Source organism: Peptacetobacter sp. AB800, assembly GCF_047807365.1.
Lineage (GTDB): Bacteria > Bacillota > Clostridia > Peptostreptococcales > Peptostreptococcaceae > Peptacetobacter.
This window is the reverse complement of record NZ_JBLOUI010000053.1, coordinates 1-15,058: the sequence shown is the minus strand read 5'-3', so window position 1 is coordinate 15,058 and position 15,058 is coordinate 1. Positions and strand designations below refer to the sequence as shown.

Annotated in this window: 13 protein-coding genes, 1 rRNA gene, 1 other RNA gene and 1 other annotated feature; of the genes, 6 read left to right on the top strand and 9 right to left on the bottom strand. The window is 31.1% G+C overall.

Annotated features, from left to right (window positions below; all coding sequences use genetic code 11):
* Positions 1–357 precede the first annotated feature (357 nt).
* The gene (locus ACK2WN_RS11080; RefSeq protein ID WP_300530568.1) at positions 358–1,602 is read left to right on the top strand and encodes an MGDG synthase family glycosyltransferase; all 1,245 of its coding nucleotides are present in this window, start codon (positions 358–360) and stop codon (positions 1,600–1,602) included.
* 68 nt (positions 1,603–1,670) lie between these two features.
* Here the strand turns inward: ACK2WN_RS11080 and ACK2WN_RS11075 are convergent, their stop codons facing one another.
* The 5 genes from ACK2WN_RS11075 to ffs all read right to left on the bottom strand — a co-directional run bounded on the left by ACK2WN_RS11075 (position 1,671) and on the right by ffs (position 5,048).
* Positions 1,671–1,865 (bottom strand): hypothetical protein, encoded by a 195-nt coding sequence (locus tag ACK2WN_RS11075; RefSeq protein ID WP_006441195.1) that lies wholly within the window; start codon positions 1,863–1,865, stop codon positions 1,671–1,673.
* Positions 1,865–2,464, bottom strand: coding sequence for a recombination mediator RecR (recR, locus tag ACK2WN_RS11070; protein WP_040410758.1), 600 nt, complete (start codon positions 2,462–2,464; stop codon positions 1,865–1,867). Before recR ends, ACK2WN_RS11075 begins: the two co-directional genes overlap by 1 nt.
* Before the next feature lie 8 nt (positions 2,465–2,472).
* Positions 2,473–2,826, bottom strand: a complete 354-nt coding sequence (locus ACK2WN_RS11065) for a YbaB/EbfC family nucleoid-associated protein (protein WP_006441197.1) — start codon at positions 2,824–2,826, stop codon at positions 2,473–2,475.
* A gap of 132 nt (positions 2,827–2,958) precedes the next feature.
* A complete protein-coding gene (dnaX, locus tag ACK2WN_RS11060; RefSeq protein WP_416155593.1) occupies positions 2,959–4,638 on the bottom strand; it encodes a DNA polymerase III subunit gamma/tau in 1,680 nt (559 codons plus the stop codon).
* Between the two features lie 144 nt (positions 4,639–4,782).
* An RNA gene (ffs, locus tag ACK2WN_RS11055) (signal recognition particle sRNA large type) lies at positions 4,783–5,048 on the bottom strand.
* A 339-nt stretch (positions 5,049–5,387) separates the two neighbouring features.
* Between ffs and ACK2WN_RS11050 the strand changes: the two genes are divergently transcribed.
* The 5 genes from ACK2WN_RS11050 to ACK2WN_RS11030 all read left to right on the top strand — a co-directional run bounded on the left by ACK2WN_RS11050 (position 5,388) and on the right by ACK2WN_RS11030 (position 10,873).
* Positions 5,388–6,278 (top strand): Rossmann-like and DUF2520 domain-containing protein, encoded by an 891-nt coding sequence (locus tag ACK2WN_RS11050; RefSeq protein WP_416155592.1) that lies wholly within the window; start codon positions 5,388–5,390, stop codon positions 6,276–6,278.
* A complete protein-coding gene (gene panB / locus ACK2WN_RS11045; RefSeq protein WP_300530558.1) occupies positions 6,278–7,105 on the top strand; it encodes a 3-methyl-2-oxobutanoate hydroxymethyltransferase in 828 nt (275 codons plus the stop codon). The genes ACK2WN_RS11050 and panB overlap by 1 nt, the downstream gene beginning before the upstream one ends.
* A gap of 53 nt (positions 7,106–7,158) precedes the next feature.
* Complete coding sequence (gene panC, locus ACK2WN_RS11040) at positions 7,159–8,004, top strand: pantoate--beta-alanine ligase (protein WP_300530556.1); 846 nt, start codon at positions 7,159–7,161, stop codon at positions 8,002–8,004.
* A 450-nt stretch (positions 8,005–8,454) separates the two neighbouring features.
* Positions 8,455–9,666: a hypothetical protein gene (locus ACK2WN_RS11035; protein ID WP_416155591.1), complete on the top strand. Its 1,212-nt coding sequence runs from the start codon at positions 8,455–8,457 to the stop codon at positions 9,664–9,666.
* Positions 9,667–9,676: 10 nt separating this feature from the next.
* On the top strand, positions 9,677–10,873 hold the full coding sequence (locus ACK2WN_RS11030) for a hypothetical protein (protein WP_416155590.1): 1,197 nt from the start codon (positions 9,677–9,679) through the stop codon (positions 10,871–10,873).
* A 53-nt stretch (positions 10,874–10,926) separates the two neighbouring features.
* Here ACK2WN_RS11030 and ACK2WN_RS11025 read toward each other — a convergent pair whose 3' ends face one another.
* The 4 genes from ACK2WN_RS11025 to rrf all read right to left on the bottom strand — a co-directional run.
* Positions 10,927–12,078: a deaminase gene (locus ACK2WN_RS11025; protein ID WP_416155589.1), complete on the bottom strand. Its 1,152-nt coding sequence runs from the start codon at positions 12,076–12,078 to the stop codon at positions 10,927–10,929.
* A 299-nt stretch (positions 12,079–12,377) separates the two neighbouring features.
* Positions 12,378–13,649 carry a serine--tRNA ligase gene (gene serS / locus ACK2WN_RS11020; RefSeq protein WP_006441208.1) on the bottom strand — a complete coding sequence of 424 codons (1,272 nt, stop codon included), beginning with the start codon at positions 13,647–13,649 and terminating at the stop codon, positions 12,378–12,380.
* A gap of 127 nt (positions 13,650–13,776) precedes the next feature.
* Positions 13,777–13,992 (bottom strand) — a binding site (T-box leader).
* A 96-nt stretch (positions 13,993–14,088) separates the two neighbouring features.
* The gene (locus tag ACK2WN_RS11015; RefSeq protein ID WP_416155588.1) at positions 14,089–14,910 is read right to left on the bottom strand and encodes a mechanosensitive ion channel family protein; all 822 of its coding nucleotides are present in this window, start codon (positions 14,908–14,910) and stop codon (positions 14,089–14,091) included.
* 50 nt (positions 14,911–14,960) lie between these two features.
* Positions 14,961–15,058: ribosomal RNA gene (rrf, locus tag ACK2WN_RS11010) — 5S ribosomal RNA — on the bottom strand; the annotation flags it as partial.

Below are 15,058 nucleotides of genomic sequence, written 5' to 3'. Positions count from 1 at the left end.
TGTTCGAACTAAATATATCTGCTGTTCAGTTTTCAAAGTTCATTTAAAACTTTCGTTTTGTTTTTTATTTTCTTGCCCTCTCTCAAGGACAAGTATTATAATATCAGCTTTCACATTTTACGTCAACACTTTTTTAAAACTTTTTTTATCTTTTTTAAAATTATTTATTTTACACTTAAAAACTTCTATTTTTCCAATATGATATTTCGTTCATATTACTTGTAATTTTTTTATTATTGTATTAGATTTAATATTGAATTAATGAATAAAAATATTTTTAGACAAGTAAAATGTCTATTTTTAATCAGCAAATACTTTTATAAAATTAATCTATTTGTTGAAATATAGGAGGATTTTATGAAAAAAGTACTTATTATGTCAGCTTCTACAGGTGGTGGACATAACCGCGCTGCTAAAGCAATTCAAGAAGAACTTGAATTAAAAAATATAAATGGTGAACCAATTGAATGTAAAATAATAGACAGCTTAAAATTGATAAATAGTTTTACTGATAAGTTAATATCAAGAGGATACGAAAAATCTGCTATGTACACTCCAGAAGCTTATGGAAGTATATATAGACTTTCAGATTCAGAGCTTGTTTCAAAAAACGAATACAAAGACAATCCTCTAACATCTTTATTAGCAAGAAAATTAAAAACTTTAATAAAAACTGAAGAACCTAGCCTAATTATAGGGACACATCCATTCCCTATGATTGCATTGTGTAAACTAAAAAAAATATCGAACGATAAAAAACTTGCAGAAAACTCATCTAATGAAATAGAAGAACTTTCTAGCTACTTCCATTGGTCTGAAGATCCCGTAGAAGTACCACCATTAATTTCTATACTTACAGATTACACAGTTCACTCAACACATATACAAAACGAAATAGACTACTATATAGTAGGACATGAATATGTAAAAGAACTTTTAGTATCTGAAGGGGAAGAACCAGAAAAAATAAAACCATATGGAATACCAGTGGAAAAATCTTTCTTACTTCACAGAGATAAAGAAACTATCTTAAATGAATTAAACCTAAATCCTGAAAAGAAGACAATAGTCTTAATGGGTGGTAGCTTTGGAGCAGGAAACATAAAAGAAACACTAGACGAACTTTTGGAAATAAATAGAGATTTCCAAATTTTAGTAATAACTGGAAGAAACAAAGCCTTAAAAGAAAAAATTGATAGAAGATTAGCCACAACAGAACACAACAAAAATGTACAGGTTCTTGGATTTACAGATAAAATGAATGACATACTATATGCTGCAGACTTAATAGTCACAAAACCCGGTGGACTAACTACTACAGAAACATTACTTAAAGGAATTCCTATGATAGTACCTTATTACATACCAGGACAAGAAGAAGAAAACCTAGACTTCCTTTCAAACTGTGGCGCTGTAATAAGAGTAACAAAAAAATACACACTACCAGTACTAGTAAAAGTATTACTAGACTATCCTGAAAGAGTTGAGCTTCTAAAGAAAAATATCGAATCTATCAAAAAAGTAAACTCAGCTCAAAACATAGCCAACCTATCTCAGGAAATAATAGAAAACGAAGAAGCAATAAAAGAACAGAATAACTAAAAAAAGGGACTGAAATCTTAATAGATAACAGTCCCTTTCTTAATATCTAACACTATTCAAATTTAAAACTATTTATTCTCAGGTTCATAATAATCCTCTTCATAATCATACTGATAATTCTTAGCATTATTTCTAAAAGAACCCTCAACATTCTTATACTTCTTCTTAGAAGATGCCTTCTGCTTTGGTTTATTCACTCTCTTTTTAGTGATAATATCCATAGCTAAACCTTCATCAAAATCGTATTCTTTTCCGATATTCATTATATCTCTCTTCTTCCTTCAAGTGCCTTTGAAATTGTAACCTCATCTGCATACTCTAAATCCCCACCTACTGGTAGCCCATGTGCAATTCTAGTGACCTTTATACCCATAGGTTTAACAAGTCTAGCAATATACATAGCTGTAGCCTCACCTTCAACTGTTGGATTGGTAGCCATAATTATCTCTTTAACATCCTGATTAGAAAGTCTAACCAAAAGTTCCTTAATCTTAATCATATCTGGCCCCACACCATCCATTGGAGAAATAACCCCATGAAGAACATGATAAAGACCATTATAGTCCTTAGTTCTCTCCATAGCTGCCACATCTCTTGGGTCCTCAACAACACAAATAACACTCTTATCTCTATTTTTATTTGAACACATACTGCATGGATCTGTATCTGTTATATTACAACAAATCGAGCAGTATCTAATCTCTCTCTTTGCATCGACAATAGCCTTTGCCAATGCTTCAACATCGTTATTATTCATATTAACAACATGAAAAGCTAATCTCTGAGCTGTCTTTCTTCCAACTCCAGGTAATTTTGAAAATTCCTCTATTAATCTAGTAATCGGTTCTGTATATACCTGCATCATATCACCTAGAATAATCCTGGTATATTCATTCCACCTGTAAGTTTGTTCATCTGATTAGCCTGAAGATTATCTATATTTCTAAGAGCCTCATTAACAGCACTTAAAACTAAATCCTCTAACATTTCAACATCATCTGGATCTACAACTTCTTCTTTTATACTTATAGAAACTAGTTCTTTCTTACCGTTTACCTTAACAGTAACAGCTCCTCCACCAACTGATGCTTCCACTTCTTTTTCTTCTAACTCTTTCTGAGCTTTTGCCATATCTTCCTGCATTTTCTGAGCCTGTTTTAACATTTTATTCATGTTCATTCCGCCCATACCAGGCATTCCACCTGGGAATCCTTTTTTAGCCATTCCAAATTCCTCCTAATTAAAAATTATTTATTCTATTTATTATATTCTATGTAAGCTGATTATATCAGCAGTACTAATTCAGTCATAATTTATTTTATTACTTATTCAACCTTTAAGCAATAATAATAAATTTTATTCTTCGTCCATACTATCCCTTACCTCAATAAGCTCCGGATCTACAACCTGTTTTAGTAGCTCCTCTCCCTTATCTTCTTCTTTTTCAATATCCATATTTATCATATCAGCTTCAGACTCTAAAATAACCTTAACTGAAAAATTCTTATGAACAATATCCTTAACAACACTTTCTATATACTCTGAATTTCCATGGTCGCTCAAACTCTTCTTAGCAAAAGCAAATTTTTCGCCAAAAATTATATACAGCACACCATTGTGTTCTTTAAGATTTTTCTTTTCAAGAAGCATTGCTCTAACAGGCATCTTTCTATCCTGTTTCATCTTATCAAGAATCTTATCCCAAAGCCGCTCAATCTTTTTAAGGTCTTCACTCTTCATCTCTTCGTATTTCTTGGACTTCTTAGAGCTAGACTTACTCTGAGACGTCTTAGATTTTTTAGGTTTAACAATTTCTTCTTCAGCCTCATCAGAAACATCTTCACCATCTAAAAGCTCAGCTTTTCTTGTAGAAACTGTTATATTGCCACTTTCTATAATCTTCTCTAAATATTTAACCCTCTCTTCAAGAGCTTCCTTATTTGTATCATAAGTAGGCTTAATAGTCTTGATAATACCTACTTCAAAAATTGTTCTCTTATCTGTAGCGTATTTTAAATTATTCTGAATCTCAGATAAAATATTTATAATTCTTATGACATTATCAATATCTGTATTTTCTATGCTTTTTTTCATTCTATCAAACTCATCATCTGAAACAGATATAATTTCTTTAGCACTATCTCCAGCTGCTAAACATATCATAAGATTTCTCATATGCTCAAGTAGCTCAGACGATAAAATCTCTATATCCTTACCAATAGAAATAAACGAATCTATCTTCTTAAGTGCGGCTGCAACATTGTGCGTTATAATATCATCTGCTAAGCCAAATATCTCATCTACATTTACAATACCCAGAATTTCAACAACATCCTCGTATTTTAAATGCTTATCTCCAAATAAAATACATCTATCCAAAATACTAAGCGCATCCCTAAGTGCTCCCTGAGAGTTTCTCGCTATAACAGAAAGTGCATCTTCCTCGACTTCTACTCCCTCTTTAGAGCATATGTATCTCATTCTTTCTTTCATCTCTTCTACAGTAATTCTCTTAAAATCAAATCTCTGACATCTAGAAAGAACTGTAGGAATCATCTTATTAGGCTCTGTAGTTGCAAAAATAAACACTACATACTCTGGTGGCTCTTCAATTGTCTTTAAAAGCGCGTTACTAGCACCTTTTGAAAGCATATGAGCCTCGTCTATAATATATACCTTGTATTTAGAATTTGCTGGAGTATATTTTACACTCTCCCTAATCTCTCTAACATCATCGACGCTATTATTTGACGCTGCATCTATCTCAAAAATATCTACAGTGCTATCATTTAATATCGCTCTACAAGACTCACACTCATTACATGGCTCCCCATCTTTAGGATTTAAACAGTTTACAGCTCTAGCAAAAATCTTTGCTGCTGTAGTTTTACCAGTACCTCTTGTCCCACTGAACATGTATGCGTGTGCAATATTTCCCGACATTATCTCATTTTTTAATGTTCTAATAATATGTTCCTGTCCTACAACATCAGAAAACTTTTGAGGTCTATATTCTCTGTACAATGCCTTATGCATATACCACACCCCTTTATAATAAATTATTGTTTAATCAAAATATCATAATTTCTTCTAAATTTATCCATTATTACTATTTGTAATATAAGAATAAAAAAAATCCCTTCATTAATATAATAAGGGATTTGCTATTAAAAAAATAAGCTGTACACCATCTATCGTCTTTTCCTCAAAGCCGTTGCCTTATCACTTAGCTCAGCCAAGGCATCCCTGAGTCACACAGAAGGGATTGCTTACCGCTGCTTCCTTCCAGATCTGACGGGATTCACAAGCTTCCATTGCCCAGGACCTGAGCGTCAACACCAAGTAAATAAAGACTGCACTTCAATTACAAATCCTCCAGATGGAGTTCAACCCTGCTATAGCGGATTGCAGGTTACAGGGTGCCGCTACCTCCCCATCTAGTACAGCAAAATTATAACCGTATTTAATTATCAAAAAACACTTTTTATTAAAAATGTCATTGTGAATTACTATACTATGATATCATAAACAAATACTTTCATCAAGGAAAAATAAAAAAAGTTGTTTCTATCATAAGTTCAAATTTTTATTTATTCAATAATAGTTATAATTTATATTTCTTTTGACAACGTTACTTTGTTCCTTCATATTGTTATTGAATAATTATGGTGCTAAAATATTATTTGGATAGTATCTATATTATAGAACTGTACCTATTTTTAAGCATTAAAAAATATTTCTGAAAATCGGGATTTGGATCACACTAGTTTGGAGGTGATACCATTATGTCTATAGGATTTATCGGACCTGGAAAAGTTGGCGTTTCACTCGCTAGATATTTTAAAAATAAAAATATAAATATCTCTGGTTTTTACGGACGTAATCCAGATTCATTAAACGAAGCTGCTAGTCTAACAGACTCTATAGCTTTTTCAAACTTAGAAGATTTAATCAATAAAAGTAATATTATAATAATTACAACTCCCGACGACATAATTTCAGAAATAAACAATCAAATCTCAAAATACAATCTGACTGGAAAATCAGTTTGCCATACAAGTGGCTCTATTCCATCAGATGTTCTTTCTAGTGCAGAAAATTCAGGTGCATCAATCTATTCTATACATCCAATGTTTGCATTTTCTAATAAATTCACAGACTTAGAACAATTAAATAACGTATATTTCTCTGTAGAAGGTAAAAATGTATCTAAGGACTCAGATGTTATAAAACTTATGGATTCTTTAGGCAATAAATACTTCACTAGAGGATCAGATTCATCTGCTAAGTACCATTTAGCAAGTGTAGTTGTTTCAAATCTAGCTCTATCTCTTTTCAATATTGGAACTGGATATCTAACAGATTTGGGACTTTCTGAAACTGAAGCTTTTGAAGCACTTTACCCTCTTATTACAGGAAATATAAACAATATAAAAGAAAAAGGATATAGACTTTCCTTGACAGGACCTGTTGCTAGAGGTGATGTATCTCCTGTAGAAAAACATCTATCTGTATTAAAGGATAGTGATATAGAAATATATAAAAATCTTTCTATGAATTTATTAAAACTTAAAGCTGAAAGAGAATTTGGTGAAAACAAAGACTCTCTTGAAAAGCTTGTACAATCATCAGAAAAATATAGCGAACTTTTAAAATTACTCGGAGGAATAGAATAATGAAAAACACTGTATTATCATTCAAAAAAGCAAAAGAAGAAGGTAAAAAATTAAGTATGTTAACTGCATACGACTATTCAATGGCTAAAATAATAGATAGCTGCGGAATAAACGGAATATTAGTTGGTGACTCTCTTGGTATGGTTATCAAAGGAGATGAAGATACTCTTGGAGTTACTGTTGAAGACATAATCTACCACACTAGAGCAGTTAAAAAAGGTGCTAAAAATGCATTAATAGTTGGAGATATGCCATTCCTTTCATACCATGTATCTATAGAAGATGCTGTAAGAAATGCAGGTAGAATCGTAAAAGAAGGTGGCGCACACGCAGTTAAACTTGAAGGTGGAGCAACTGTAGCTAAACAGGTTAAAGCGATAGTAGATGCTCAGATACCAGTTATGGGACATTTAGGACTTACTCCTCAGTCTGTTAACGCATTTGGTGGATTCAAAGTTCAGGGAAAAACTGAAGAAGCAGCTAGACAATTAATAGAAGACGCTAAACTTCTTGAAGAAGCTGGAGCTTTCTCAATAGTACTTGAAGGTGTTCCTGCCGCAATAGCAAAATTAATAACTGAAGCTGTTTCAATCCCTACTATAGGAATCGGTGCTGGTGTTGATTGCGACGGACAGATACTTGTTTATCAGGATATGCTTGGAATGTTTGACGACTTCGTTCCAAAATTCGTTAAACAGTATGCTAATACTGGTAAAGTTATGAGAGATGCTATATGTGAATATATAGAAGAAGTTGAAAACTGCTCATTCCCAGAACAGAAACATACTTTCAAAATAGATGAAGAAGAACTTAAAAAACTTTATTAATAATATAAAATATAAGATTACAACTTTATAAAAAATTAGATTGGAGAATTAAGATGTTAGTACATACAATAAAAGAAGTTAGAGAACAGGTTAAAGCCTGGAGAAAAGAAGGACTTACTGTAGGATACGTACCTACTATGGGATATCTTCACGAAGGACATAGATCATTAATAGAAAAAGCTGTTTCAGAAAACGATAGAGTAGTTGTCAGCGTATTCGTAAACCCAACTCAGTTCGGACCAAATGAAGATTACGAAGATTATCCAAGAGATATACAGAAAGACTACGCTCTTTGTACAGATGCTGGAGCTAATTTAGTTTTTAATCCAGAACCAGAAGAAATGTACTTCCCTGATAAATGCACAACTGTAAATGTTGAAGGATTATCAAAAGGTTTATGTGGAGCTAAAAGACCAGTTCATTTCGGTGGAGTTTGCTTAGTTGTTTCTAAATTCTTAAATATAGTTACTCCTGATAGAGCATACTTCGGTGAAAAAGATGCTCAGCAGCTAGCCATAATAAAAAGAATGGTTAGAGATTTAAGTATGGATGTTGAAATAGTAGGATGCCCAATAGTTAGAGAAGCTGACGGTCTTGCTAAGAGCTCAAGAAATACTTATCTTTCACCTGAAGAAAGAGTAGCTGCTCTTGTACTTAATAGAAGCCTTACAAAAGCTAAATCTGCTATGGAAGACGGTTTAAGATGTGTAAGTGAAATAAGAGACCTTATAGAAAGTGAAATAAATGCAGAACCTCTAGCTAAAGCAGATTATATAGAAATAGTTGATAGCGAAACTCTTCAGCCTGTAGAATCTGTTGAAAGAGATGTTTTAGTTGCTATAGCTGTTTATATAGGTAAAACTAGACTTATAGATAATTTCACTTTTAGATTAGCTTAATTGATAGATAAATTTTTACTATCTCAATTTTATTTGTTATATATTTTTTTTATAATTATTTTTGTTTTTTAGACGAGGATTATTTATTGTTGAAATTTCAATATTTTCCTCGTTTTTTATTTGCCCATAAACAATTCTTATATTTTGTTTACATTTACCTTTTTTATGTGTTATAATGTACTAGTATTATTTTATACAACTCTTTTTTATTTCTTTTCTCAAAGCTCCGGGAATTCCACACATTTTTTCCTGGGGCTTTATTATTTTTTGAAAATGTAATTATACAGAAAAATAAGGTATATATATCATCTATATTGCGTAATTGCATATGATGTTATGTATACCTTATTTTTTATGTCATCATCTTTAGTAATTTTTATCGTAATTGTAATTAAATATATTTTATGATAACCTTAAATTGTAATATTAATACAAATAGAGGTGATTGTTATGTTTAAAAAATTTATTTCAATTTCTCTTGCTACTCTTTTAGCATTTAATCTTTCTGCTTGTGCATCTAAAGATATTTCTAAAAACTCAAAGAAATCTACTTCACAGAATCAGAGTTCTTCTGATGAAAATTATTCAGACTGCGAGTCTATTGATTTTTCAAATGTCGTCTATAATGACTACGGTGGTTTTAACGGCATTACTTTTGATGTACCTGATTTTTTAGAGTATACTTCTGATTCTTCAGATGGCAACAAAGTTGAATTTTTCACTGCTAATAAGTCTTGCTATATGAGCGTAGAATACGCTGGAAAGGTTTCAGATTTCAAAGCTGTTTATGATAAGGATTTAGCTAATTCTGAAAATGTTGGATTTAATGTATTTGAAGACTATGAGTACAGAATATCTGGAGATGACGAAAAGACTGTATACTACAAATGCTCAATTATTTTTGAGGGTGCAGATGGATATTATCTTCAAAACCTATTGATGGTATATCCTAAGAAATATGAAAAAGAGTTTGATCCAATAGTTACTAGAGTGTATCATAGTTTTGTTAAGTTCGCAGGTCCTGATGAATTCCTTGATGAAGAGAGTAATAGTTCAAGCCTTCCTAGACCAGATGGAAAGGATAAGATTATCTCTATTTCTGATGAGGATGAGATTACATTTTTAGGTAATTACGATAAAAATAAAAAGTATGATATAGATTATTGCTCTGTTGTAGGTAAGGATGTATATGGAACTTCTCACATTGATGGTGATTTTGGATATAATACAGTTACTATAGACGGTTGCTCTGTTAAATATCCTGATTTCCTACAATTTTTAATGGTTCCAGATGCCAAATATGGAGTTAATTTTAGAACTAATGAAAATGAAGCTGGATTTGCTGAGTTTTCTGTTATATCTACAGAAAATTTAGAGCCTGATGCTTGTCCTAATGCAGTTGCTTTCTTTAATAAATACGGTGCAGACAATGAATACTCTAGTATTATTAAAAAAGAGCTTTCAGATAATTTTCTTTATATAATAGAAGCTGGTTCTCAACCACGTTCTCATGTTTCTATGGAAATTCACTACATAGATGAAGATGAAAATGATTATGTTTCACTTTCTGTTGAACCTGATTTTTATTATAATAACGAAAAAATGTTATTAGATATTTTTGAAAATATGAAAGCTTCATTTAGACATAATGGTGGGCTTTAGGAGGTAGATTATGAAGTATTTTAAAAAAATTACAATATTAACTCTATGTTTTATATTGTCTTTTAATCTAGTTGCTTGTAAAAGTAAAGATATTAAAGAATCTGATGATTCTAGTTCTGCTGCTTCTTGTGATAGTATAGATTTTTCTAATGTTGTTTATAATCGTTATAATTTTGAAGGATTATCATTTAATTATCCTAGTTTTTTAGGTGTTTCTAAAGAAGGCGATAATTATATTACTTTAGCTACTCAAGATAATTCAGTATCTTTAAAAGTATATAAGGAAAAGTCTGGTACGAATTTTAAGAATCTTTATAATTATGATATGTCGAGTCTAAAAAATATTAATTATGATAGTTATAAAGATATTCGTTTTAGTATATCTGGAACTAATAATAATTTTGAATATTATAAGTCTAGTATTCTTTTAGGAAGTGATATTTTTAGTTTTATGATGATTTATCCAGTTGAATATTTAGATGAGTTTGATGGTATAGTTACAGATGTTTATAAAGCTTTTGTAGCTAATTTAGATGGTAACGGTGAACAGAAGAAAGATGTTGCTGTTAATAATCATAGTAGTAATTCTGATAGTGTGTTGTCTAACGGTAATAAATTACAGGTTGCTACAATAGATGAAAGTGGATTAAATGAAGATTTACCCGAAGTTCCACCTTTTTCTAAATTAATTCTTCTTGGCGATTATATTGAAGGAAAAAGCTATGATACTCAATATTGTACAATTGAAGGAAGAAATATTATTAATAATAAAACAATTGATAATACAGTAGAATACAACAAGGTTCATCATCTTTGTGGAAGTGTAAATTATCCCGATTTTATGAAACCTGGTAGAGTTCCTTTAAATGGAAAAAATGTTGAATTTAAGTCTTTAGATGGAAATCTTTATTTAAATCTTGGCTATAAGCATAATTTAGACGAAGATAATATTTCATCTTATTTCAATAAACTGAATGCTAACGGAAATGTTGTTTATAGTGATATAAAGAATGATAAAATTTGTATTGTATATAAAAATGATAATAAAATTTCTATAGTTCGTTGCAAAGTAAGACCTGGAAATATAATAACTTGTTATATGGATTGCAATTTAGATTATTATTCTTCTTATAAAGAAAAAATTGATGATATGTTCAAAGAAGTTTACAATAGTTTTAATACAGTAATTGAGGATAATCTTCCATAAGATAAAATAACCCTACAAATAGAAATTACTTCTAAATGTAGGGTTATTTTTTATCATCTCAATCTTTTAAAGAAACTTCCTAGCATCCCAGCACATTCCTCTTCTAGCACCCCATACTTGTACTCAACTTTAGAGTCATCAAAATACTCTTTCTTAAAATCAGACTGTTTCTCTATCTTGGCATTCTTTACTCTCTTAGCTCCTATAACAACTTCTCTGATTCTCGAATTCACAATAGCTCCACAGCACATTATACAAGGCTCCATAGTTACGTACATCTTGCAGCCAAACAATCTCCATCCCTTTAGTTTCTTAGCCGCATTCTTTATCGCAAGTATTTCGGAATGAGCAGTTGCATCTTTTAAATGCTCTGTTAAATTGTGTCCTCTTCCTATTATCTCGCCATCCTTTACGATTACCGCACCGATTGGAGTTTCCTCTTTATCATAGGCCTTCTTAGCTTCTCTAAGTGCCTCCATCATAAAGTATTCGTCGTCACTCATTCCTGTAACCATTCTTACATACTGGCGATCATACTCGCAGAAATCCTCTGTATTTATAAGGAATTTATCACCTACTGCATATTCTTTCATTCCCTTCTGATTGGACACAGCTACAACTTCAGCTTCAACGGTTTCAGTTATTCCAAATACGCACTTTTTATATTCTTCTTCATTCATTCTTACAACTTTTGCAACTTCTTTGTTAGGATTAAATACTGTATCTTCATCCACTTTATATCTATATACCTCACAAATTTCATTATCTATAAAATCTCCGTCAACTATATTTTCAAAAATCTCATTGATAAATGAAATATTTTCTTCTTTAGCCACTATCCCAGCCTCTTCTGAGATTTCTCTTTTAAGTGCTTCATATATATCCTCTCCAGAATCTATATGACCACCTACCATCACTCCATAAAGACCTGGGTAACTTTTATACATTGCTCTTTGTTGAAAATAGCAATATTTTCCATTTTCAGCATCCTCTTCAAACCAACAGTGAACTACTTTGTGTATATGTCCTTTTTCATGAATTTCTCCTCTGGTAGCAGTTCCTATCTTCTCAAAATCTTTGTCGTATATATCTAAAATCTCTTTATTTAGTATTTCATCTTCCTTACTTTTAACTATTTCTATCTTTTCATCTTTTACACGATTTCCCATATCAAAAGATATAACTTTAGATTTTTCTCTATTCAATTCTATCCACAGCCTTTCTTGTTTATATTTTTAAAAACATAAAAATTTTATCCACTTATCCACTATTTTTACTTGGATATTTAATTTTTTCTGTTGTTATTGTATTTTTTGAGTATATTTTTATTCACTATTTTAGTAATTACATAATCTAGCTTAGTTTAAATTTAATGTTATTTCAATACCTATTGTGGATTAAATTATATTTAAAAAGAGATGCTATAATTTATCTTCTAAAAAATACAATAAAAAAGAACCACCAATTTCTCGGCAGTTCTTTATATACTATATTTTAGATTTTATTATTTTATAACATCTACACCCATGTATGGTCTTAATACTTCTGGAACTACTACTGAACCATCAGCCTGCTGATAGTTTTCAAGTATAGCTGCTAAACATCTACCTACTGCAAGTCCTGATCCGTTTAATGTATGAACGAATTCTGCTTTAGATTTTTTATCTCTTTTGAATTTTATGTTAGCACGTCTAGCCTGGAAGTCTTCGAAGTTTGAGCAAGAAGATATTTCAACGTATCTTCCGTAGCTTGGCATCCATACTTCTAAGTCAAATTTAAATGCTGCAGTGAATCCTAAGTCACCAGTACATATTTTAACTCTTCTGTATGGTAATCCTAATAACTGAAGTATTTCTTCTGCATCCATAGTTAATTTTTCTAATTCATCATAAGAGTTTTCTGGTAATACGAATTTAACTAATTCAACTTTGTTGAACTGATGCTGTCTTACTAGACCTCTTGTATCTCTACCTGCAGAACCTGCTTCTGATCTGAAACATGGAGTGTATGCACAGTATTTTATTGGTAACTGATCTGCAGTTAATATTTCATTTCTGTGTATGTTTGTTACTGGTACTTCTGCTGTTGGTACTAGGAAGTATTCTAATCCTTCTAGTTTGAACATATCTTCTTCAAATTTTGGAAGCTGTCCAGTTCCGCAGAAGCTATCTCTGTTAGCCATGAATGGTGGTAATACTTCTGTGTATCCGTGGTCAGCTGTGTGAGTGTTTAGGAAGAAGTTTATTAGAGATCTTTCTAATCTAGCTCCTAAACCTTTGTATAATGTGAATCTTGAACCAGTTATTTTTCCAGCTCTTTCAAAGTCTAATATTCCTAAATCAGTTCCTATATCCCAGTGAGCTTTCTGTTCAAAGTCAAATTTTCTAGGTTCTCCCCATTTTTTAACTTCTACGTTATCTTCATCAGTTTCTCCCTGTGGTACATCTGGATGAGGAACGTTTGGTATTCTCATTAATGTGTAGTTTAATTTGTCTTCTACTTCTTTAACCTGTACGTCTATTCCTTTTATTTTATCAGATAATTCTTTTAATCTAGCTTTATCTTCTGTAACGTCTTTTCCTTCTTTTATTAGCTGAGGTATTTTTTTAGATTCTACATTTAATTCCTGTTTTAATACTTCAACTTCTTTTAATAAATCTCTTCTCTGGTCATCAAGTGCTACTACTGCATCAAGGTCGAATTCTTTTTCCCCTCTTATCTGCATAGCCTGTTTGATTTCATCTAAATTTTCTCTTATTCTTTTGATATCTAGCATTTTTCTGCTCCTCCCCAAATTAAAATTTCTGAAAATCATCTAAAATTTTCAATTATATTGTATTGAATTTACAGATTTGGTTTTTCAGGGGCGTTTTTTTGTATAAAAAAAGATTTTCACCCCTTACAAAAGGGACGAAAATCTGTTATCCGCGTTGCCACCCTAATTGAATGCACCTATAAATGCACATTCCTCTCAAAATCCTGTAACGTAGGAATACGTCTAACTTATTTCAGATTAGAAGCTCCAGAGTAGATTCAAAAACCACTGATATGAGTTCACACCGACCACTCACTCTCTGTAAACAGAACTGTCTTTTACTTAGCTCCTTCATTGCCTTTTACTATTATGTATCCAATTATATTATAATAATCTTCATTTTTCAAGAGAAAAAAAAGAATTTTTAGTCTATTTTTATTTTCTTACAAAGTTTAAATTATTATTTTCCTTTTACTACTACATTTACTTGAGGAAGAACAATTCCATTTTCATCAAATTTTTCTTTTATTTTTTCCATTAGTTCGTAATATGCATCCCAATAATCCTCTGTTTTTACCCAAGGCTTACTTATAAATTCCATAGATTTATTTCCCATAGAATTTATTCCTATAAGAGGTTTGGGATCCGTAAGAACTCTTTTGTCCTCTTCAAATATTTCTTGTACAATATTTTTTAATACTCCAATATTTGTATCATAATCTACATTGAATGAAAAATCTATTCTTCTTATATTTTGATGTGTGTAGTTTATTATATTGTTACTCGTTATCTGGAAGTTTGGTATTATTATAGTTTTATTATCCGGAGTTTTTAGTATAGTACTAAATATCTGTATATCTGAAACAGTTCCCTCAACATTAGTATCTGATGCTTGTATATAATCACCTATATCAAAAGGTTTAAAGAATAATATTATAAATCCAGATGCTAAATTTGATAGTAATTCTTTAAATGCAAGACCAATACTGAATCCAGCTGCACCTACAATAGTAACTACAGAAGTCGTTTTTATTCCTATCATATCTAAGCTGTTTAATACAACAACGACAATTATAGATATGTATACCCCGTATACTATGAAGTTTGTTATTCCTTTTCCACTTGTATATTTTTCTAATATATTTGAAACTATTCTTTTGCATATTTTAGCAATGGCTAAACCAATAAAGAAAAATATTAACGAATATATTAATGTTGGTATCTTTTCTATACCGGTATCTAAAAAGGCTTGTATTGTACTATTTGCTGTTATCCCCTTCATAAAATCTCCTTATTTTCATTTTTAATTAATTTTAAATATAAAAAAAGATTACGTGGCTACGTCCTACTCTCCCAGGGGCCTTCGCCCCAAGTACCATCAGCGATAGAGAGCTTAACTTCTGTGTTCGGAATGGGAACAGGTGTATCCT